We start from the raw sequence: 20930 nt of genomic DNA on the forward strand, positions 1-20930 counted from the left end.
ACCCACAGCCAGCACGCCCGGTCGCCGCCGTGTCGTCCACAAATCAACGCAACGTGTGACACCTCGAACAACGAGACGCCCAACTCCGGGACGGCGATCGCACATCCGCTCACCGACCCGGACCCGACCGGGTTCACAAGACCGCCGAAAGGGGCGGCGCCCTCGGCGGTCCCGAGCCCACCGCCACGAGACGCTACGGCAGGGCAGGGAAGCTCCCCCGGCCTCGGAGTCGCCGCGACCGTATCCGGCGCCGCTCAGGAGTCGCGTCGGATATCCGGGAAGGCGGCCGGGGCTGTCGCGTTACTCGGGCCACCTTCTCCTCAATCGCACGCGTACCGCCCGGTGAGGTGACAGAGTGTCAGTGGACGCTGCCGGGCGGAAAGGAGTGTGACGTGGTGTTGAGGGCGACCGCTGAGCAGGAGGCGGCCCGGGAGGCGTTCGCCGCGGGTCGGGACCTGGCATTGGTGGCCGGAGCCGGTACGGGCAAGACGTCGACGCTGGTGCTGATGGGCTCGACGACCCGTCGGCGGGGTCTGTACGTGGCGTTCAACAAGCCGATCGCGGAGGAGGCCGGGGGCAGGTTCGGGCGCAACGTGGAATGCCGGACGTCGCATTCGCTGGCGCATCGGGCGGTAGGTCACCGGTTTCAGGGTCGTCTGGACGCCTCTCGTCACATGCCGTTGAAGCGTACGGCACAGTTGCTGGGACTGACTCGCGACGTGGCGGTGGGAAAGAGGCGCCTGAGGGCGACGACGCAGGCGCGACTCGTGATGGAAATGGTCCGGCGCTTCTGCTACAGCACCGATGAGCAGGTGGCGGCCCGGCATCTGGGGCCGGTGAACGGGCTGGATGACCAGGGCGCGCAGTATGTGGCGCAGGTACTCCTGAAGAAGGCGCGGTGGGCGTGGGAGGACATCTGTTCGCCGGAGGGACAGCTGCCGTTCCAGCACGATCACTACCTCAAGATGTGGGCGCTGACACGGCCGAGGCTGCCGGCGGACTTCGTGCTGCTGGACGAAGCGCAGGACACCAATCCGGTCCTGGAAGAGATCTTTCTGGCGCAGGACGCGCAGCGGGTCTGTGTCGGGGATCCGGCACAACAGATCTATGAGTGGCGGCATGCCAAGGACATCATGAGCGGATTTCCGGGGCACCAGCTCGAGTTGACACAGTCGTTCAGGTTCGGGCCGGCCATCGCGGAGGTTGCGAATCGGTGGTTACGGGCCGCTTCGTCCACGATGCGGCTGACCGGGCATGCCGCCGGGGCCTCGGGGCTGGGGCGGCTGGAGGTTCCCGACGCGGTGTTGTGCCGGGGCAACGCGGACGCACTCGCCGAAGTGCTGCGCTTCCTCGAGGAGGGTGTGCCGGTCGCGCTGGCGGGCGGGGGAAAGCCGCTGTTGAAGATCGCTGAGGCGGCGATCGATCTGCAGGCGGGCCGGCGGACCGCGCACCACGAGCTGTTCCTGTTCTCTTCCTGGGGTGAGGTGCAGGAGTACGCCGAGCAGGACTCCGCTGCCGCGGAACTGAAGGCGATCGTGGAACTGGTCGATACGTACGGGCCGCAGCGGATCATCGCGGCCGTCAACCGGATGGTCGACGAGGGTCAGGCCCGGGTGGTCGTGTCGACCGTTCACAAGGCCAAGGGCCGCGAGTGGCGCCGGGTGCGGATAGGCAACGGCTTCACGCCGGAGACGGAGGCGGGCCTGTCACGCGGCGTCCATCCGGCGGAGGCCCGCCTGATATACGTGGCGGTGACGCGGGCCCGCGAGGTGCTGGACACAACGGGGATCCAGTGGGCCGAGGCCCAGATCCGGCAGGCCCCGCGCGCCTCTGTCACCAGTACCGCGGAGGGTGTGCCGCTGGCTGCGCTGCCACTGACAGGCCAGTTGCAGTACCCGCGCTCGCCCATGTCCGTGTTCCTGAACCGGCATCTGCCGCGCACGGAGCGGGTGGTCGGCTCGTACCTGCAGCGGTCTCGTGGACTGCCGCCTGCGGTGCAGCCCATGGACGAGCGTCGCCCTGACTACGCGGCCCTCGGGCACACCATCGACTACCGCCTCCGGCTCAGCCTCGGCCACGGCCCTGGAGACGCGGTCGCGACGGGCGTCCGGCTTGTCGGCAGTCGTCACCCGGTCAACGGCGCTCCGGCGCCCGAAGTGCGTCAGGCCTTGCACACGGCCGGCACTCAGCTGCTTGCCTGTCTTCAGGCACACCTGGACGGTGCTGCCCGGCTGAGCGAAGAGGAGCTGACCCGGCTGTGTCACGTGGCCGGGTTCTATGAGTCCCTCTGCCGCAATGGAGTCTTCTCCCGGCGCCGGAACCTGCTCGCCCTGGCCGATGCGCACACCACCCTGGACCAGTTGACCGCCGCGGTGCCGTCCTACGTCTTGGAGGACATCGCCGAGCAGATGGATCTCGCCGAGCGGCCTTTCGCACCGTTCCGGCACCTGCCGAGCGAGCAGCGGGTGTGCGGGCCGGTGTTCGCCGGTAGTGGCGACCTGGGTGGAGCGGACGCCGACTTCATCGTCGGCGGGCTGCTCATCGACTGCAAGGCCACCGTCCGGCCCCATACGATCCACCGCTCCGCGGTACAGCAGCTCGCCGGATACCTGCTGCTCGACTACGACGACGCGTACGGGATCGACCGGGTCGGCCTCTACCTCTCCCGCCAGGGCGCCCTGATCACATGGACCGTCCCGGAATTCCTCACTGGTCTGGGTGCCGGGGTGCCGCTTCCCCGGCTGCGCGCCTCGCTGCGCGATCATCTTCGTCAGGCAAAGCGCGTGATGTCGTCCGAGAAGGAGTGACCGCGACGCCTGACGATGATCCGGTCGGCGTGGGCGGTCGGAGCGGAACGCCTACGCGTACTCGGCGGAGTCCCGGTCGTGGTCCTCGCCGGTCGTGCATGCCAACAGGGGGGGCACTGCTTTCGGCTGCCGGCGCCCCGAGGTACGAGCGGCACCCTCTGGCCCTGTGCGCCGTGCCACGCCGACCTGCCCCGACCGCAGCGGATGTGTCTGCTGCGGATGTGTCTGCTTCGGCCGGGGCATGTCCTGGCCGCGGGAGTCAACGGGTGTGATCGGAGACCTGGCTCAGCCGGTGCCGCCATTGAGGCCGAGGATGCGGGTGACAGGGGTGAGCCGGGCGAGCACCTCGGGCTCCCTGAGGAAGCTGTCCCGACCCTGATCGGCAACGGGTCGCCCGACATTGCCCCGCGACTGTCCGACCGCGGTGTCGGGGTCGTCGGCATGAGCGGTACCGGCGGTGGCCAAGAGGGCGGCCCCGGCGAGAGCCAAGGCAGCGGCGAGTGCACGACATGTGTTGGTCATGTCTTGGTGAACGACATAGATCAACATACGTAACCAGCTCGCCTCAAATCCACCCAGAAGGCAGCGCCTCCGTCACGGCCTCAGCGGTCAGGGGCATGCGAGGGGATGGCCGCGTGACCGACGCTCAATGGGCGACGGCGGAGGCGGAGAGAAGCGTCGCAACGGCGAGGCTGCCCCAGAGGGCGACCGGGCCGTGGGGAGCGAGTGTGGTGATCACCGCCGGGGAGACGGCGAGGCCGAAGCCCGTGGAGAGCTCGAAGCGGGCGAGGGTGCGCCCAAGGGCATGGGCCGGGGCGAGGGCGGTGACGAGCGCCGTCGCACTGCCGGCATAGATGATCTCGCCGAGCGTGCAGATCACGGAGACGGCGGCGACGGCGGGGGCGCCCCAGCCGTGTCCCAGTGAGGTGGCCGCGAGGAAGCCGACGTACGAGACGGCGAGTACCACGCCCGCGAGAGCCAGCACGGTCCGCCGGGAGAAGCGGGACATGAGTACGGTGACCGGCACCTGCAGGGTGACCACCAGCACCGTGTTGGCCACGAAGATGGCCGACGACCAGACCGGGGACGCGTGCAACTGTGTCACCAGGATCAGAGGCAGCGCGATTTCGGGGACGTTGAGGCAGAAGACGTACACCACGTTGGCAGCCAGCAACGCACGCATCCGGGGTGCGGGCCCGTCGGTGCTGACCTCGGCCCGGGTGGCGGCCGGACACGCGTACAGGTGGACCGACCACGCCAAGGCGGCAGCGGCGAGGTAGGCGATTCCGGTGACGGCTGCCAGCGCCTGCAACGCGGTGGTGCCGCCCGCGAGGCATACGGTGGCGAGGAGCGCGCCCACGCCCAGGCCGGCGTTGCGCAGGGCGCGGCCTCCCGCGAGAGCGGCGTCGCGTTCCCGGCCGTGGGCAACGGTGGCCACGAGGGCCGCGTGGGCGGCCGGCCACGCCTGGTTGCCTATTCCGAGGAGGAGCGCCGCAGTCGCGAACATCCAGACGTGCCCCGCGGGGGTGGCGAGCAACAGCGCCACGCCCAGTACCCGCACGAGCATCGACGCCGCCACAACGGTGCTGCGTGCGCCCCGGTCCAGCCATCGGCCCACCGCGGGCATGCACACCAGGCCGGCGACGACTCCGACCGTCATGGCGATGCCGGTGACCGGCGCGGACAGCCGCAGAACCGTCACCCCGTAGAGCAGCAGAAAGGGCCTCAGCAGGCCGGTGCCGAGTGCGTCCACGGCCAGGGCTACGGCATAGCGGGGGCCTCCGGAGGCGCGGACGAGGGCACGGGGACCGATCTTGGTGGTGGTTGCCATGGCGTCAACGGTGAGTTCACGCGCCGAGCGGGGCACACCGGTTGACGGACACCGTCAATCGGCGCCGTCGCCGGACACCCGGGCGGGGATGATGGAGGGATGACGTTGAGGATCGACATCAGCGGTCTGCCGCCCGGGCGGCTCCGGTTCGCCGCGTCCCCCTTGGCCGAGCTGACCGCGATGCTGCACGTGCTGGCCGAACCCGGGCATCATCCGCGGCTCGCCGACTGGGCCGGGGATGTCCGGGCCGGGCTGGAGCCGGAGTTCGCCGAGCGGTTGCGGGAGGCTGAGTTCCTCTGGCGTTCCTCACAAGCCGACTTCCTGCTCCCCGCCCGACCCCGGCCCACCCTGACCGAGGAGCTGGACGACGTGGACCGGATCGACGACGAGACCTATGTGACCGCGGCGCTCGTCATGACGTGCGGCAGCAACCGCATCCACCTTGCCGCGCCGTCGCCGCTCGCCGACGCGACTGCGCGTGAGCGGGCCCTGGACCTGGCCCAGGCGCGTGGTCCACGGCAGGAGGCCTTCGCGGAGCGGCTGCTCGCGGACCCGGCCGCGGTGCGGGGGCGGGTGCGTCGCACCCTCGAGCAGTGCGCAGAGGCCTTCTTCGACGCCGCCTGGACGAGTGTCACGGCGCAACTCGCCACCGACCTGCGCCAGAAGAACGACCTGCTGAAGCACCAGGGCATCGGGGCGGCACTCGCGGCGGTCTCCGGCGCGGTCACCCTGGCACCCGACGGCGACCGCATCTTTGTGGACAAGCTGCAGGACAAGGCGACCGCTGCCCACAGCGGCGGGGTCACCTTCATCCCCAGTGTCTTCGGCCGCCCGCACCTGGCCGTGGTCTACGCACCCGGGTGGCAGCCGGTGGTGCAGTACCCCGTCGCCGAGCCGAGTCCGTCGGGGCCGGTGTCGCTGGAAACGGTCACACTGCGGCTGGAGGCACTCGCGCATCCGGTGAGGCTGCGGCTGCTGCGTACTCTTGCCCGCGGCCCGCACACCACTCGTGAACTGGCCCACGCCTGGGAACTGTCACCGCCGGAGGTTTCCCGCCACCTCGCCGTCCTGCGCCGCGCGGGCCTGCTCTCGGCCCGGCGGCACGGGCGCTATGTGCGCTACACCCTCAACCTGCCCGATCTGACAGCGCTGGGGTCCGACCTGCTGGCGGCCGTACTGCGCTGAGCGGCTTCGGTCTGTCCGAACACGAGCGACCCGGTCGGGGGGCTCCGGCTACCCTCCGCTCATGGAGCAGACCCATCCCCTCGTCCGCGATGTCTTTCCGGATCTCGTCACGGAGCTGATCGCTCTCCTCGAGCACGAAGGAGAGCGTGAGCTGGCCACCCGCGCGTGGGATCTACGCCTGGTCGCCGAGTGTCGCTGCGGCGATGACTTCTGCCAGAGTTTCCAGACCGCAGCTCATCCGCAGGGTGAGCCGTATGGTGCCGGCCACCGGTGCGTGGCGCTGTTGCCCTCGCGAGGCATGCTGTGTCTGGACGTCGTGGATGACCGGATCATGTACGTCGAAATACTCGATCGGCCACCTATGCAGCGCCGGGTTGAGCTGCCGTGAAGTCTGCCCGGCTGACACACCGGGTGCGGGACAGGGCAGGTCGCGCCAACCCTGTCCCGCTGCTCGTCACACCTGGACGGACGGTGCGGCGGTTCGGTCAGACGTTGATCCCCCACGCCTCCACGGGCTTCTTGAGAGAGGAGTTGTACGAGGTGCAATAGGCGTAGGAGGTGGTGCCGGCGGCCGCTGCCGCGCCCTGTGCGACCTTGCCGTTCTTGCACTTCGCCGCGGCGATGAACGTGCCACCGCCCGTGCACTTCACACCGGCGGTGTTGTCGTCGTGCCAGACCAGCTTGCACTTGAATGCCGCGGCCTCCACGGGAGCGGCGGACGCCGCTCCCGTCGTGCCGGCCAACCCGGACACCGTCAGAGCGGCACCGGCCAGCACGCAGGCGAGCTTGCGCTTCATGGGTTCCCCCTGTCTGTGGGTGAATGCCGGAAGTCACCCGGCAGGCAAGAACCCTAGGCAGTTCACATGGGCAGCACATCCGTCGGTGGTTGTGCATCGCGCGTCAACCCTCGCCGTACGACGGTCAACCCATGCTGTACCCGGGCCGGTCGTGCGGGGAGGCGCCCCCGGCCCGACCGGTCCTGCGGCGGCGCGCGTCAGCGGTGGGTAACCCGCTCACCCGCGATTGAGCCCGGCGACTCCCGTCGCGCCACGCGGGTGAGGAGATCGGTGTATCGGGCGCGCCGGTCCGGGCGGGCGCGGGAGACTGCGCGTCGCAGCGCGGGGACAGCGGCCGGACCGACGTGGACGAGACCGGCTTCGGCCGTCTGCCGGACGGCGCTGTGCGCGTGGTCGAGCAGCGATGCGAGCGCCGGGATCGCGGGGCGCCAGCGGGCGTGCGCGAGCACACGGATCGCGGTGCGTACCACGTCCGGCTGCTGGTCGTCGAGCAGCACCTCGGTGAGCCGCAGGTGGGTTTCGCGGTCGAGCAGTGCGCGGGAGGAGCGGTGCGCGTGCAGCCTGATGCCGGTGTGGGGATGCGTCAGCAGGTCTCGGAGGAGTTCGGCGAGCTCCGGTTGCGGTATCGCCGTGGCGTGCTCGGTCAGGTGGGTCAGCGCCCGGCGGATCCGCCCGGTGTCGCCGGACCGGATGAGGAGGGTCAGCTCCTGGCGGGAGGGCGGGCGCCGGGGTGGCGGTGTGGTGCGTTCGCGCAGGGCGCGCAGCGCTGCGGCGTCTTCCTCGGCGGCGTCGCGGCCGCGCAATGGACCGTCGACGAGGACGAGGCGGGTTTCCGGGCGGCTTTCGCTCACTCGCGCCAGGATCGGTGTGCGCAGCAGCGGGCGGCCGGCGAGCAGGTCGAGCAGGACCGTCGCCCCGGAGGCGATCCGGGGCTCCAGGTGGGTGGCGAGGACGTCGGGAGGCAGCCGTCGCAGGGCTCGGGCGGCGTCGGGGCGGGCGGCCGCCGGACCTTGCTCCCACACATGCAGCAGTGCGGGCAGCAGCACCTCCAGATCCCGCGGCGCGAGCCCCGCGGCGAGGCCTGCGAACCGGTCCGCCCGTACACCGTCACCGAGGAGGGTCCCGGGGTCGGACTCGGTCAGCGCGCGGCGGAGGGCGCCGACGGGCTCGGAGCCGGCCGGCACGTCCGCCCGTCCGCGGAGGTACGCGTCGAGGACCACCGCGCGGGCGTCTGGTTCGGGCCAGGTCAGGAGCGTGTGCGCGGCCGAGTCCCGGCGGCCCGGGACGTCCGAGGCCAGCATGTCCAGCAGTCGCTCCCGCTGTGCCGCCGAGCGGGGCTGGTCCAGGTCGCCGAGGCGTACGACCCGGTCCGCGGGCTCGACGGCGCCGGCGCGCGTCGCCTCCGCGAGGGTCCATGCCGGGACGCCGAGTGGCTGAAGCTCCGTCATCCGGTCGACGGCCGCGGTCCTGACGTCCGGTGACGCGTCGGCCTGGATCTCGATCAGCGCGGCGAGCACGGCCCGTGAGTCGGGCGCGGGCATCCGGTGTGTGAACGCGGTGAGCGTCTCCGCGCTTCTCGCGGCGGAGGCGAGTTCGGCCCGCCAGTGGCCGTCGTGTGGACAGGGCTGCCGCGCCCCTCCGGCGATGTCGGCACCTCGGGCCGCGCTGTGCGGCTGGGCACTTCGTGCGGCCGCGTGCTGGGGGCACCGAGCTGTGTTCCGCGACGCCCCGTCGTCCCCGACGCCGAACCCGAATGTCTCGCGCAGCAGTCGCGCCCGCGCTGTATGGGGGCCGGGAGCGAGGTCGGCGGCGGCCAGTTCCCGGTCGAGGTCGGCGCGGACGACGACCGCGGCGCACAGACGCAGCAAGGGCAGGGTGGAGCGGTGTCCGGCAGGCCGCGGCGGAATCGCCCGGACGGCGGCGACGACACCGGTCGCGGCTGTCGGCCGCAGGTGGGGCGCGACCGCTTCGAGGACCTCGATCAGCCGGTCCCGCCCGTCGCCTTCGGCCTCCGCGAGGCCGTCCAGCAGCACCGTCACACCGCGGGCGAACGCGACGCGTTCGTGCTTCTCCCAGGGGCCGGGACAGATGCCGGGCAGCGCCCGCAGCACGGTGCGACGCGCCTGCGCCGACGTGGCCGCGAGGTCGAGCCAGTCGACGAGATACGGGCGCAGTCCTTCCCGGCCCACGGCGGGGCGGCCCGCCTCTTCCCACCCGCGCCTTCCGCCCGTCCCGCCCGTCCCGGCCGTTCCGCTCGTCCCGCGTTCGGCGACGCGTTCGGCGACGCGCAGTGCGAGGGCCGGGTCCCAGCCCTCCTCCGCCAGCCGTCGCAGGTCCTCGTCGGCCCGGTCGGGGGCGGGGCTGTCGGCGAGGCCGGACAGCAGGCGGGCGCTGACGCGGCCATCGGCCTCCTGGGCCGCCGCGGCGGTCACCGTCGCCGCGTAGGCATCGCCCAGCACGGCACGCAGCGCCTTGACGACGAGGGTGCGCAGACCGGGGTTGTCGTCGCGGCCGAGACGGTGCAGGAGGGGCGGCACGGCCTGGGCGGTACCGGCCGTGATCAGGGCCCGGGCCGCCGTCTTGCGGACGTTCATGTTCGGGTGGTCCAGGCAGTCGGCGATCACGCCGGACGCCCAGCGCGCACCGGCCTCGCCGAGGGCGGTCAGCGTTTGCCGCACCGTTTGGGGGTCCCCCGCCGGGCCGGTGAGGGCGATCAGGGCCGCTGACAGGGCCTGGACGCCGTCTCCGGTCGTGTCCCGGGCGAGCAGGGCGATGACGTGCTTGCGCACGTGCCGGTCCGGGTGGCGCAGCAGCCGGTGGACCCGGGACCGGACCCGCCCGTGCGACGTGCGCGGCAGGTCGAGCAGGAGCTTCAGCAGGACCGCCTGTTCGCCGGCGGTGAGTCCGGGCCGCTCCAGCAGTCCGAGGGCCAGGTCCGCGACGAGCGCGTGGCCGGCCGCCTCCGCGTCGTCGGCGTCGAGCAGGCACACCGGGCGGATGCGGCCCCGTAGGTAGAGCCGTCGCCCCAGGCCGCAGAGCGCGTCCACGGCCTCGGTCGGCACCGCCGGCTCGCTCTCCGGCACGGGACCGGCCGTGCCGCCCGGTTCCCAGGCCGAGGCGAGGTCGCCGACGACCCGCAGCGTCAGGTCGGCCAGTACGGGCAGGGTGCCCGGCCCTCCGTGCGCCGCCAGGCGGCACAGCGCGGCGACCGGGTTGTCCGGATCCAGGTGCGAAGCCAGTACCGACAGTTCCCGCTCGTCCGGGCTTCCGAGGTCCGTGGCCACACGGGCGGGCAGCTGAGCGGGATCGAGCCGTTCGAGGACGCGCCGTCGCAGGTCCGGATCGGTGGTGAGCAGCCAGAGGAGTTCGAGGGCCCGGTGGCGTACCGCCCTCAATTCGGGTGCTGTGGCGCCCGGTTCGGGTGCGTCCAGGCCGAGGCCCGTGGCGAGTGCGCGCACGGTTCGCTCGCCGCCGACGGCCTCCAGCGCGTCGAGCACGAGGGCAGGAGCCCGGGGAAGCACGGCGAGTACGGCTTCCTCGGCCTCGGCGGCCGACAGGGCGCGCAGCGCGCGCAGGAAGGGGCCGGGCGCGGGCGCGAGCGGCAGCACGCGGGCGATCTCCGCGGCCACCGGCAGTCCCGCCGTGCCCTGCCCGTCCAGCGCCACCAGGAGGTCGAGCCGGCGCGGCCAGGTGGGGTCTTCCGGCGTGGCGTCGATCAGCAGGCGCAGCAGCTCGTGACGGCTGGTGAACAGGATGGTCGCCACCGTCGGGGCCGGGATCGCGTGGTCGGCCAGTGCCAGGCGGAGTACAGCCGGGACATCCGGGTCGGTGACGAAGTGCCCGCGCCGATGCATGGCGCGCAGGCAGTCCACCGCCGGCCCGCCGAGCAGCAGCGGATCCTCCGCCGCGAGCGCGAGGACGGCGGGGACGTCGTCCCGCCGCGCCGTCTCGCCCAGCAGCTCCAGGGCCCGCCGTCGTACCCGGGGCTGTGCTTCCCGGTTTTCGGCGGCCTGCCGCAGCAGCTCTCCGTGCCCGTGGCGGGCGGCGGCCGCGAGCGCGGCGTCGGCGGTCACGGGCGCGAGCAGCCCCGTGAGCCGCTCGGCCGGCAGCGGCTCCAGGGCCGCCCAGGGCTGGGTGAGTTCGGCAAGCGCGCTGATCACCACGTCGTCCGTGCGGGAGTTCAGCAGGCCGGTCAGGACGGCTCGGACGAAAGCGGGTTCCAGCATCCGCGCGTGGAGTCCGTCCCGCGCCAGACGCAGCGCTTCCCCCTCCAGCACCGCGTCACCGCTGCCCGCCAGCTCCTCGACGAGCGGCGCCGGGTGCGGCACCGCCGCGGCCTCCGTGCCCCGGACGGCCTGGTACAGCAGCTCTCCGCGGTCCTCGCGCCGCAACACCTGTGCGTCTCTGGTGATGTCCGCCCGCAGCAGTGCCACGCGGACGGGTGCGACCAGCACGTCCTCGGGCCATTCTCGCCACTGCGGCACCGGCCCGCCGGCGGCGTCGACCCACGCGAGCGCCTCTTCGGGCGTCAGGGGCACGCCGGGGGCCTTGGGAAGGGCACGGGCCGGCACGGAGGGTGTGTGCGCGGGGCTGCCTGGAGGAGTGATCACCCCCGGATCGTAGTCATCAAAGTCGTGCCGACGACCAGCGTTGCAATCCGGGCCCGAGGCGCGAGCCGTGGGGGCGATGCTCCTGAGACCCGGATACGGCCGCACGGCACACTGCCACAGCGTGCTGCCCTGACACGCCTCCCCGGATGACCGGGGGACACCATCGGGATTCGGGTCACGAGGGCCCTCACTCACCGGCTCGCTCGTGTGCGGGCCGAGTATCCCGAGCCGGTCAACGCCCGCCACCAGAAGTCCCGGAGCGCCGCTGCCACCACCGGTGGTGGGACGGGGCGCGACGTCCACGGCGTCCGGCGTCGAGGTGACCGGGATGCGCCGCGGGAACCTGAGTCCTGGAGCGGCCCGGGGCAACCACGGCCAGTGCCCGCAGGCCCCGGGCCACCTGCGCGCTCCACGGCGGTGGCGCGTCCGTCCCGGCCATCCGCGTCACAGGCCCCCAACGGGCTTTACGCGGGGGAAAGGGTGCAGTGTCACACTTCCCCGCGCGCCCGCCCTGCGCCCCGGAGGCACCGATCCGGGGGCCAACCACTGTTGCTGGTCCGTCGTTGTAGTGCTCAGAGTGTTCGGCCCGGCTGAGCCGCCGCCCGCAGGGCGGGCTGCGACATCGTGGCGGTGTAATCGCTGATCGTCCTGCGAGCCGTCCACCCTTGGGCTTGGGCTCTGGCGGTGTCGAGGACGACGGAGTGCGCCAGCTGGTCGACTGCGTAGCGGGTGAGCAGCGGCTCCCTGTGGGGGCGCAGACGGGCCAGCTTCTGGGCGGCACCCGCCGCGGTGTGGGCGACGGGCAGCGGGATGTGGCCGATGCGCGCTCGTACGCCGTGGGTTTCGAGGACGGTCCGGATCGCCTCGTCCCGTTCGTACGGCGTCGGGTCGGTGATGTTGTACGCGCCCGGCGGCCAGCCGTCGGCCGTGAGGCAGGCGTCGGTGAGGTTTTCGACGGCTGTCAGGCTGAGGCGGACACTGGGCCCCGGCAGCATGAGCAGTCCGCGGCGAACGCGGGACAGCAGCCGGGGCACCAGGTGCGGGTCCCCGGGCCCGTAGACCGCCCGTGGTCGCAGCACCACGGCGCCGGCCGCGAGCGCCAGGGCCTCCCCGGCGGCTTTGGTGCGGCCGTACGCGTTCAGGTGCCCGCGCACCGGATGGTCCTCGGTGATGCGGGTACGGCCGGGACCGGGCGCGTAGACACTGGCGCTGCTGACCCACACCAGCGGGCGGCCGGCGGCCGCTCGGAGGAGCCGTGCGGTGCCGTCGACGTTCACGGCGTGCATGGCGGCTTCGGCGGGTGAACCGGGCACCGGGTCGCCGACCGCTGCCGCGCAGTGGACGACGAGGTCGGCGCCGGACAGGTCGGGTAGCTCGCGTGTGGCGTCCCAGGGGATGTGCCGGCCGACGGGGCCGGGGCGCCTTCCGACGCACAGGACGTCGGCGCCGCGGGTGGCGGCCGTGGTGGCGACGTGCGAGCCGCAGAAGCCGCTCGCCCCGGTGACGGCGATCGTGGTCATCGGTTCTCCGCGGGTTCGTTGCCGTCGGCCGCCCGCACGGTGAGGGACCGCCAGCCCGGCAGGGCCGCGCTCCGGTCGACGCGGGCGCGCAGCACGGTGGGGCGGTGGGGGGCGAGCGCGGCGAGGGTGTCGTCGAGTTGGGCGCGGGCCAGGCGTGCGCCGGGACAGGCGTGGGTGCCGGTGCCGAAGACGAGCTGGGCCACGGCGGGCGGAGCCGGGTGACGGGCGTCGGGCGGGTCGCTGTGGGACCGCGCGGCGTGCCGTGCCACCAGGATCAGGCGGTCCCCGGCCCGTACCGGGCATCCGCCCAGGTCGGCGTCGGCCGCTGCCACGCGTGGCAGCAGCGGGGAGGGGGCGGTCACCCGCAGCAGTTCACCCACCAGGGCCGGTCGCAGTGTGTCGTCGGCCGCCTGGTCCCAGATCCGTGCGTCGGCGCACCAGGCGGCGGCGCGCGGGAGGGCCGCGACGGTGGTGTTGACGGCGGCGACCGCGAGCATGGCCCGCAGGGCCGCTTCCTCTGCCCGGCCTGGCTCGCCCGCCGGGGCGAGCAGCGCCTCCAGACGCGCCGTGGCCGCGGCCGCCGCTCGTGCGGTGCCCGGCGGCCGGGGTCCGGGCAGGTGGTCGCGTACGGCGGTGGCCGCAGCCCGCGCGGCTGCCTCGGCGATGCCTTCCGGGTCTCCGGTGGTGTCCAGGAGCGCGCAGACGGTGGCTCCCGCCAGTTCGCGGGCCAGGGGTACGAGGTCGACGATACGACCCGCGCCGAGCGGGGCGAGGCGGCGGGTCAGGACGCGGCGCCACACCGGGCGCAGCCGCTCCACTCCGGCGGCGCCGAGATCGTCGGCGACCGCGCGCCGGGTGGCGCGGTGACCTGCCCCTTCCTGGTCGAAGAGTGTGTTCCCGGCGGACAGTTCGCGAGCGGCGCCGCCGGTGGTACCGGCAGCGGTGCGGTCCAGCGGGATACGGGTGAGGGCCTGCCGGTACGGCTCGGCGCCGTGGACCAGTACCGCGCCGCCGACACGGGCCACCGGGCGGCCGCGCGTGGCGGCGAGGAGCGTGAACAGCAGAGGGTGGGAGCGGGTGTACACGCGCCGGTCGCGGCGGCGGGCCGCTCGGAGGGCGGACGCGGTGGGGGCGGGGATCGTGGTCACCGGACGTGGACCTCCTTGGTGTCGGCGGGACGGTAGCGGCGGTCCCAGCACCACAGCAGGGTCCGTCGGGCACCCCAGGCCCGCAGACGCCGCAGGCTGGTGTGCACCACCATCCGCTCGGCCCGGGCGATCCGGTCGCTGTGCTCGCGGGCGCGGTTGAGGAGGGCGACGTCCTCGGGCGGTCCTTCCAGTGGGGTGCGCGGTGTGCCCCCGCAGCGCAGGTACAGGGCGGTGGTGACGGCGAGGTTGTGGCCGTGGCACAGCACGTAGGGGGCGCGGTAGCGCGGGTGGCGATGCTCCGCGCGGTAGCGGCCGTAGAGCGCGGTCACTCTGACGGCTGCCGGGAGCAGGTACCGCTCGGCGAGTGAGGGGTTCTCGTCCCGGCGCGGAAGGCTTCGGCCGCAGGCCATCTCCGTCCCGCGTGCGAACTCTCTCCTGGCGGCGGCGATCCAGTCGGCCGCGGGCAGGCAGTCGGCGTCCGTGCGCACGAGGAGTTCCGCGCCGTGCTCGGCGGCGTACCGGAAGCCGGTGTCGGCGGCGGCACCTGCGCCCGGTTCCTCCTCGCGGACGAGGTGTACGGGGAAGGACGCGGTGGCGGCGAAGCGGCGCACGATGGCCGGCGTCGCGTCGGTGGAGGCATTGTCCACGACGACCAGGGCGAAAGCGGTGTCGGTCTGCGAGGCGAGCGCCGCGAGGGTGGCCCCTATCCCGGCCTCTTCGTTGTAGGCGGGCACCACCGCCCACAGCGTCGGCTCGCCGCGGGGCGCGGTCACCCTCGGCTCCTTTCGACGAGGCCCCGTCCGTCGACGCGGACGGTGGCGAGGCGGGCGGTGGCGGCACGGTCGGGCTTCAGGGAGCGGCCGGACAGCGGGATGTCGGCGAGCAGCACCGCGTCCGGCCGGGCCGAACCCATCCGCTCCAGCGGCGCGTCGAGGGCCGCACGGAGCGTGTCGCGGTCCGCCCCCGGGCTCGGCTGTACGACGGCGACCAGACGCTCGTCGCCGTCGCCGGCCGGTACGCCCACGAGCAGCGCCAACTCGACGCCGGGTATGTGCAGGGCGGGCTCGTACAGCCCGGGGTAGATGTTCTCCGCGTGCCGCAGCACCATGTCCTTGAGACGGCCCTCCAGCACGATCCGGCCGCCGTCGAGGCGTGCCCGGTCGCCGGTGGCGACCCAGGGGTCCGGCTCCTCACCGAGGTAGCGGTCCCGTGCCGCGGGTCCGGACAGCAGAAGCGCACCGGCCGCGTCCGTCTTGGCGACCACCCCGGGAAGGGGGGCGCCGACCAGGTCCCCGTCGCCGGTGAAGGCGGCTTTGTCGGCCTGTTCGACGGCCGCGGCGGGGAACAGCTCGGTCAGCGCGTAGACGCCCCACGCCTCGTCGGCGCCCGCCTGCCTGACGCGGGTGAGCAGTTCGGCGTCGGCGGGTGCCGATCCCGTCCATACGCGTCCGGTGAACCGGCCGCCCTCGGCCAGCAGCCGCCGCAGCTGCGGCGGCGTCAGATAGGTGGCCTGCGGGGCGAGCCGCCGCAACTGGCGGGACAGCACCCGCGCGGAGCGGGCGGGCAGGGCGACCGGCGCGCCACTCGCGAGGGACGGTACGAGGACGAAGAAGGTGCCGCCCAGGACGGGCCTCCCGGCCTCGGGCCGGACCAGGTCGGCCACCGTCGCCATGCCGGCGGCGAGCGAGGAGCGGGAGTGCACGACCGCGCGGGGCATGGACGTGGTGCCCGAGGTGAACACGATGACCGCGTCGCCGTCCTCCTCCACCGGGCGCGGCAGCACTGCGGTCCGGACGCCTGCGCCCAGGGCGGGGGCGCAGCGGGGCAGCCGGGGCCCCACCGTGAGGAGCGGGCCGAGCTCCGCGAGGTCCGGCAGGGCGAGGCGGGCGCGGCGTGCGAGCGGCCGTGCCCACCCGGCGACCGCCTGGGCGGCGGCGTCGGCGAGAACGAGGTCGGGGCGGGCGAGGGCGAGCCGGGCGCGCAGCACGTCCGGTCCGGCGCCGGGGTCGAGCACCGCGGCCCGCGCGCCGAGCCGGTGCACGGCGAGCATCACCGCGAGGGCCCGGGGCCCGGGCCGTACGGCGATGCCGACGGTGCTGCCGGGTTCCCTTCCGATGCCTCGTGCGTGCAGAGCGGCGGCGTAGCGGTCGGCGAGGTCGGCCAGGTCCCCGCAGGTGGCCTTGGTGCGTACGGCCCCGGTGCGGGTGGTGCCGAGGACGGCGGGCCGGTCGGGGTGGCGCCGCAGGGTGTGGGCGAGGGTTTCGAGCATCAGCGCGGGTCCTCCCCGTGGCGGCCCGGTCCCTTGTCGAGGTACCAGCGGGCGGTGCCGACGAGCCCGTAGGCGCGCAGTCGGCGGGTGGAGTTCTCCACGACCATGTCGCGGGCGTGGACGATGGCGGTGGTGTGGCGGCGCACCCGGTTCAGGAAGAGCCGGTCGGTGGGGGAAGGGCGGCGCGGCATTCCGCCGACGGCCTCGTACAGCGCGGCGGTGACGGCCATGTTGTTGCCGGCGTGCATCCGGTAGGGGGCGAGATAGCCGTGGCGGCGGCGGTGGGCGGGGCGTATCCGGCCGAAGAACGCGGCGAGGCCGACCAGCGCGCGGAAGGCGGCCCGCCCGAGCGGTCCGTGCTCGTCTCGGCGTGCGTCGATTCGCCCGCACACCAGGCCCGCGCCGCTCTTCAGGGCGTCGCGTGCGCCGGCCGTCCAGCCGGGGCGCGGCAGGCAGTCGGCGTCGGTGCGGGCCAGCAGCGTGGCGCCGTGGTCGATCGCGTAGCGGAAGCCGGTGTCCACCGCACAGCCGACGCCCTTCTCCGGCTCGCTGAGGACATGCACCGCGAAGGGCGCCCGTCGGGCGAAGTCGTGCGCGAGGGCCGCGGTACCGTCGGTCGAGACGTTGTCCACGACGACGAGGGTGAAGTCACGGTCCCGCTGAGCCGCGAGCGCGTCCAGCGTGGCGCCGATGCGCGCGGCCTCCTGGTGAGCGGGCACCACCACCCACAGGGAGTTCATGCCTTCTCCCAGACCATCGTCATGATGCTCACGCCGCCGCCCAGGCCGACGAACAGCACCCGGTCACCGGGACGGAGCCGCTCGTGGACGAGGTCGAGTTGTACCCCGAGCGTGGCGCTGGCCATGTTGCCGAGTTCGGGGACGGTGACGACGAGCCGGTCCCGGGGGACGCCGGTGAGTTCCACGAACCGCTCCAGGTAGGGAACAGTCACCTGGTGCACCAGGATGTGCCGGAAGTCGTTCCATGTCAGTCCGGTGCGTTGCCGCATCCGGTCGAGCACCGACGTGCCGACCTTCTCGAACACATCGCGCAGCTCGCTGCCGTCACCGTGGAAGTAGGTGTGCTCGTCCCCACGGGGGTGCCGTGACCCTCCGCCGAAGATGCCTCCGACCGACCAGTGCTCGGAGTGGGTCTCGGTATCCACGTCCAGGATGCCGCCCCGGTCCACCGCCTCCAGGACGACCGCGGCTCCTGCGTCGCCGAAGGTGTAGCCGGCGAAGCCGTCCCGCAGCTGCTCGGGGCCGGAGGGTGCGTGCCGCACCGCCCGGCTCGGGGTCTCCCCGGTGACGACCAGAGCACGGCGGGCACGGCCGGCGAGGATCATCGCCCGTGCGGTGTCGATGCCGTTGACGAAGCTGTTGCACGCGTTCGTCACGTCCAGCGCGTGGGCCCGGGACCCGAGCTCGGCCTGCACGATGTGCGCGGTCGCCGGTTCGACCACGTCCCGGGTGGCCGATGCGAAGACCAGCAGGTCCACGTCGTAGGGGGCGAGCCCGGCCCGGGCCAGCGCCGTACGGGCCGCCCGCACCGCGAGCGTCGAGGCGTACTCGTCCTCCGCCACCGCGCGGCGCGAGGCGATTCCGGTGACCCGTTCGATGATCTGCGCGGGCAGCCGAAGCCCGGAGGCCGCGGTGATCCGCTCCCGCAGCTGCTGGGAGGTCACCCTCGACTCCGGCAGGCAGGCGGCCACCGCGGTGATACCCACTCGGAGCGCCGGGCCGCGAGCGGCATGGTCTATGTGCATGGGGAGGACGCTATGAGCGGGTCGAGGCGGCTTGCATGAGCACGCGTACTCAAGTGGCGTAGGTGATCGTCGTACCCGCATGTCGCGGCAGGTGGCTCGGGTCTCGGGCCGTACGTCCTCGGGAGCGGACCCTCACAGTGGCGGCGGTCCTGGCGCTGGTGCCGCGACGGAGAACCTCTGCCGGGCCACCACAATGACCAGAAAAAAATCCGGCAGCCATGTCGAGAACCCGTTTCCGGCTCCGTCCCCGCAGTGAACGCGACCACAATGGGTCGCACCAGCACCGAGGAGAACCACGATGGCCAAGTACTTGCTGCTCAAGCACTACCGCGGCGCCCCGGCTCCGGTCAACGACGTGCCCATGGACCAGTGGACGCCGGAGGAGATCTCGGCTCACATGCAGTACATGAACGACTTCGCGGCCCGGCTCGAGAAGACCGGGGAGTTCGTCGACGGCCAGGCGCTCGCTCCGGAAGGGACGTGGGTCCGGTACGACGGCGAGGGGCGCCCGCCGGTCACCGACGGCCCGTTCGCCGAGACCAAGGACCTCATCGCGGGCTGGATGGTGATCGACGTCGACAGCTACGACCGTGCCGTCGAGCTGGCCGGCGAGCTGTCGGCCGCCCCCGGAGCGGGCGGGAGGCCCATCCACGAGTGGCTCGAGCTGCGCCCGTTCTACGGCGTGCCGCCCACCATCACGGAGTGACCTCGTCGATGAACGGGGCCCTGCTCAGAAGCCTCACGCCGAGCGTGCTCGGCATCCTCGTCCGCCGCGGAGCCGACTTCGCGGCGGCCGAGGACGCCGTGCAGGACGCGCTCGTCGAGGCGGTCCGCGTCTGGCCGGGCGACCCGCCGCGGGACCCGAAAGGCTGGCTGGTCACCGTCGCCTGGCGGAAGTTCCTCGACGCGACGCGGGCGGACGCCGCCCGCCGCCGGCGTGAGGACCTCGTCGACGAAGAGCCGGTGCCCGGGCCCGCACCCGCGGTGGACGACACGCTCCAGCTCTACTTCCTGTGCGCCCACCCGTCCCTGACGCCGTCGTCCGCGGTCGCCCTCACACTGCGCGCCGTCGGCGGGCTGACCACCCGCCAGATCGCCCGGGCCTACCTGGTGCCCGAGGCGACCATGGCACAGCGCATCAGCCGCGCCAAGCGCACCCTCTCCGGCGTGCGGTTCGACCAGCCCGGCGATGTCTCCACCGTGCTGCGCGTCCTCTACCTGGTCTTCAACGAGGGGTACTCGGGTGACGTCGACCTCGCCGCCGAGGCCATCAGGCTCACCCGGCAGCTCGCGGCCACGATCGATCACCCCGAGGTGGCGGGGCTGCTCGCCCTCATGCTGCTCCACCACGCCCGGCGTGCCGCTCGCACCGCGCCCGACGGCAGCCTGGTACCGCTCGCCGAGCAGGACCGCGCCCGGTGGGACACCGGGTCGATCGCCGAGGGCGTCGAGATCCTCCAGGCCGCCCTCGCCCGGGACCGGCTGGGCGAGTTCCAGGCGCAGGCCGCCATCGCCGCCCTCCACGCCGACGCTCCCACCGCCGGGGAAACCGACTGGGTGCAGATCGTCGAGTGGTACGACGAGCTCGCGCGCCTGACCGACAGCCCGGTCGTCCGGCTCAACCGCGCGGTCGCCGTCGGTGAGGCGCACGGACCGCGCGCCGGGCTGGCGGCACTCGCGGAGCTGGACGACTCCTCCCCGAGCTCTTCGAGCAGGGGATGCCCCATACCCCGCCACGCCGCGGTGGCGGCTTATCTCCATGAGCGCGACGGCGATCCGGCAACGGCGGCACGGCTGTACGCGGAGGCGGCTCAAAAGGCATCCACTGTCGCCGAGCGCGACCACCTGACGCGGCAGGCCGCCCGGCTCAACGCCCACCGGCAACGCTGACGGGCACGGCGACATCCCAAGGGAGTGAATCCGCTCGGTGTCGAGGTCCGGGAGCACGTCGACGGCCGCTTGGAGTCACGCGGCCGCTCCTGCGCGGAGGTGCACTTCTCATGTGCCCCTTCAGCCGCAGCGGGCCGGCAGACCAGGCCACCTCCCCCACGGTCGACGATCAACGAGCCGCGGCGGTACGCCTTGCGATGTCCCGGGGGACACGCCTCTGCGGTTCTTCGTCGCGGGACGTCGCCCGGTGGCCTCGTCACCTTCGCGGGAGGAGGTCCGAGACGCGTCACCCCAGGAGCGTGCGCCAGCGGTCGGCCGACTCCCTCATGTCGACGATGACTCGCTCCAGGAACGTCCCGCCCCTGATCAGGCGTTGCCTCACGGGGCTGTCGGGCCCGAAGGACTCCGCGGCCGCCATCGCGGCCTGCGCCGCGTCGAGCGTCAGCCGTGAGCTGACCACGATCGAGTGGTACCAGGCCTCGTCGTCGACCACGTAGACGTCACGACGCCGCTGCGGATCGCGTTCGCGCCGGACGTACCCATGCTCGAGCAGGGAGTTCACGGCCACGGAGACGGATGCAGGGCTCACCTTCAGCCGGGCGGCCAACTCGGCCGCGGTACGCCTGCCGTCCTCGGCCAGCAACATTTCGACGTGCACGCGCGCTGTCATCCTCGGCATCCCCGACCTGACCGCCAGCTCGACGAGCTGTTCCCCCCTCCCGCCGCTCGGCACTCCGGCCGCGAGCGGGGGTGCCGGTGCGCCACGCCTCGCCCGCTGGACCGTCGCCCGGTGCGCCCGCTCGGGCCGATAGCCGCCGGGGCCGCCGTTGCGTGCGATCTCCCGGCTGATCGTCGAGGTCGGCCGGTCGAGCCGCCTGGCGATTTCGGCGTAGGAGAGCCCGTCGGCGAGTCCGGTCGCGATGCGCCGGCGTTCCTGCTGGCTCAGTCGTCCTCCTGGCATGGCGTCAGTATTGCCTTCGACGCCATTCATTGCAACGTCGCATTGCATTCGACGGCAGCGTCATTGCATCAATTTAAACCCTCTCACCTGCGACGATACGCATCATTCGATTGACGGAGTTCTGAATGCAACGTAGCTTTCGAGTTG

At 73.0% G+C, this 20930-nt stretch carries 16 protein-coding genes; 5 read left to right on the forward strand and 11 right to left on the reverse strand.

The window, feature by feature from the left end; translation table 11 throughout:
* Positions 1-392 precede the first annotated feature (392 nt).
* Positions 393-2807, forward strand: a complete 2415-nt coding sequence (locus ACY34K_RS16510) for a UvrD-helicase domain-containing protein (RefSeq protein ID WP_462747580.1) — start codon at positions 393-395, stop codon at positions 2805-2807.
* Positions 2808-3092: 285 nt separating this feature from the next.
* On the opposite strand, the gene ACY34K_RS16515 is transcribed toward ACY34K_RS16510, so the two are convergent.
* Positions 3093-3356, reverse strand: coding sequence for a hypothetical protein (locus tag ACY34K_RS16515; RefSeq protein WP_462747582.1), 264 nt, complete (start codon positions 3354-3356; stop codon positions 3093-3095).
* A gap of 97 nt (positions 3357-3453) precedes the next feature.
* The gene (locus tag ACY34K_RS16520; protein ID WP_462747584.1) at positions 3454-4638 is read right to left on the reverse strand and encodes an MFS transporter; all 1185 of its coding nucleotides are present in this window, start codon (positions 4636-4638) and stop codon (positions 3454-3456) included.
* A 99-nt stretch (positions 4639-4737) separates the two neighbouring features.
* Here ACY34K_RS16520 and ACY34K_RS16525 point away from each other — a divergent pair, with 99 nt between their 5' ends.
* Both ACY34K_RS16525 and ACY34K_RS16530 read left to right on the forward strand, forming a co-directional pair.
* Complete coding sequence (locus tag ACY34K_RS16525) at positions 4738-5823, forward strand: DUF5937 family protein (RefSeq protein WP_462747585.1); 1086 nt, start codon at positions 4738-4740, stop codon at positions 5821-5823.
* A 61-nt stretch (positions 5824-5884) separates the two neighbouring features.
* Entirely contained in the window at positions 5885-6211 is a 327-nt protein-coding gene (locus ACY34K_RS16530; RefSeq protein ID WP_462747588.1) for a hypothetical protein, read from the forward strand.
* Between the two features lie 97 nt (positions 6212-6308).
* Here the strand turns inward: ACY34K_RS16530 and ACY34K_RS16535 are convergent, their stop codons facing one another.
* The 8 genes from ACY34K_RS16535 to ACY34K_RS16570 all read right to left on the reverse strand — a co-directional run bounded on the left by ACY34K_RS16535 (position 6309) and on the right by ACY34K_RS16570 (position 17932).
* Positions 6309-6620: a hypothetical protein gene (locus tag ACY34K_RS16535; protein WP_462747589.1), complete on the reverse strand. Its 312-nt coding sequence runs from the start codon at positions 6618-6620 to the stop codon at positions 6309-6311.
* Between the two features lie 197 nt (positions 6621-6817).
* The gene (locus ACY34K_RS16540; protein WP_462747590.1) at positions 6818-11230 is read right to left on the reverse strand and encodes a HEAT repeat domain-containing protein; all 4413 of its coding nucleotides are present in this window, start codon (positions 11228-11230) and stop codon (positions 6818-6820) included.
* A 572-nt stretch (positions 11231-11802) separates the two neighbouring features.
* Positions 11803-12750, reverse strand: coding sequence for an NAD-dependent epimerase/dehydratase family protein (locus tag ACY34K_RS16545; protein ID WP_462747592.1), 948 nt, complete (start codon positions 12748-12750; stop codon positions 11803-11805).
* Entirely contained in the window at positions 12747-13898 is a 1152-nt protein-coding gene (locus ACY34K_RS16550) for a cytochrome P450 (RefSeq protein WP_462747594.1), read from the reverse strand. Before ACY34K_RS16550 ends, ACY34K_RS16545 begins: the two co-directional genes overlap by 4 nt.
* The gene (locus tag ACY34K_RS16555; RefSeq protein WP_462747597.1) at positions 13895-14671 is read right to left on the reverse strand and encodes a glycosyltransferase family 2 protein; all 777 of its coding nucleotides are present in this window, start codon (positions 14669-14671) and stop codon (positions 13895-13897) included. Before ACY34K_RS16555 ends, ACY34K_RS16550 begins: the two co-directional genes overlap by 4 nt.
* A complete protein-coding gene (locus tag ACY34K_RS16560; RefSeq protein WP_462747598.1) occupies positions 14668-16167 on the reverse strand; it encodes a class I adenylate-forming enzyme family protein in 1500 nt (499 codons plus the stop codon). Before ACY34K_RS16560 ends, ACY34K_RS16555 begins: the two co-directional genes overlap by 4 nt.
* Positions 16167-16907 carry a glycosyltransferase family 2 protein gene (locus ACY34K_RS16565; RefSeq protein ID WP_462747600.1) on the reverse strand — a complete coding sequence of 247 codons (741 nt, stop codon included), beginning with the start codon at positions 16905-16907 and terminating at the stop codon, positions 16167-16169. Before ACY34K_RS16565 ends, ACY34K_RS16560 begins: the two co-directional genes overlap by 1 nt.
* Positions 16904-17932, reverse strand: coding sequence for a 3-oxoacyl-ACP synthase III family protein (locus ACY34K_RS16570; protein ID WP_462747603.1), 1029 nt, complete (start codon positions 17930-17932; stop codon positions 16904-16906). Before ACY34K_RS16570 ends, ACY34K_RS16565 begins: the two co-directional genes overlap by 4 nt.
* Before the next feature lie 298 nt (positions 17933-18230).
* On the opposite strand from ACY34K_RS16570, the gene ACY34K_RS16575 reads away from it, so the two are divergent.
* Entirely contained in the window at positions 18231-18638 is a 408-nt protein-coding gene (locus ACY34K_RS16575; protein WP_462747605.1) for a YciI family protein, read from the forward strand.
* A gap of 8 nt (positions 18639-18646) precedes the next feature.
* The gene (locus tag ACY34K_RS16580) at positions 18647-19822 is read left to right on the forward strand and encodes an RNA polymerase sigma factor (protein ID WP_462747938.1); all 1176 of its coding nucleotides are present in this window, start codon (positions 18647-18649) and stop codon (positions 19820-19822) included.
* 286 nt (positions 19823-20108) lie between these two features.
* On the opposite strand, the gene ACY34K_RS16585 is transcribed toward ACY34K_RS16580, so the two are convergent.
* Complete coding sequence (locus tag ACY34K_RS16585) at positions 20109-20783, reverse strand: helix-turn-helix domain-containing protein (protein WP_462747607.1); 675 nt, start codon at positions 20781-20783, stop codon at positions 20109-20111.
* Positions 20784-20930: the final 147 nt, after the last annotated feature.

It is taken from the genome of Streptomyces sp. STAM6, from assembly GCF_054963715.1.

Excerpts from the sequence above, each read along its gene's own strand:
- ACY34K_RS16580 (WP_462747938.1), top strand. The coding sequence starts at position 18,647 with ATGAACGGGGCCCTGCTCAGAAGCCTCACGCCGAGCGTGCTCGGCATC.
- ACY34K_RS16515 (WP_462747582.1), bottom strand. The coding sequence starts at position 3,356 with ATGTTGATCTATGTCGTTCACCAAGACATGACCAACACATGTCGTGCA.
- ACY34K_RS16525 (WP_462747585.1), top strand. The coding sequence starts at position 4,738 with ATGACGTTGAGGATCGACATCAGCGGTCTGCCGCCCGGGCGGCTCCGG.
- ACY34K_RS16545 (WP_462747592.1), bottom strand. The coding sequence starts at position 12,750 with ATGACCACGATCGCCGTCACCGGGGCGAGCGGCTTCTGCGGCTCGCAC.
- ACY34K_RS16535 (WP_462747589.1), bottom strand. The coding sequence starts at position 6,620 with ATGAAGCGCAAGCTCGCCTGCGTGCTGGCCGGTGCCGCTCTGACGGTG.
- ACY34K_RS16520 (WP_462747584.1), bottom strand. The coding sequence starts at position 4,638 with ATGGCAACCACCACCAAGATCGGTCCCCGTGCCCTCGTCCGCGCCTCC.
- ACY34K_RS16570 (WP_462747603.1), bottom strand. The coding sequence starts at position 17,932 with ATGCACATAGACCATGCCGCTCGCGGCCCGGCGCTCCGAGTGGGTATC.
- ACY34K_RS16575 (WP_462747605.1), top strand. The coding sequence starts at position 18,231 with ATGGCCAAGTACTTGCTGCTCAAGCACTACCGCGGCGCCCCGGCTCCG.
- ACY34K_RS16585 (WP_462747607.1), bottom strand. The coding sequence starts at position 20,783 with ATGCCAGGAGGACGACTGAGCCAGCAGGAACGCCGGCGCATCGCGACC.
- ACY34K_RS16560 (WP_462747598.1), bottom strand. The coding sequence starts at position 16,167 with ATGCTCGAAACCCTCGCCCACACCCTGCGGCGCCACCCCGACCGGCCC.
- ACY34K_RS16565 (WP_462747600.1), bottom strand. The coding sequence starts at position 16,907 with ATGAACTCCCTGTGGGTGGTGGTGCCCGCTCACCAGGAGGCCGCGCGC.
- ACY34K_RS16530 (WP_462747588.1), top strand. The coding sequence starts at position 5,885 with ATGGAGCAGACCCATCCCCTCGTCCGCGATGTCTTTCCGGATCTCGTC.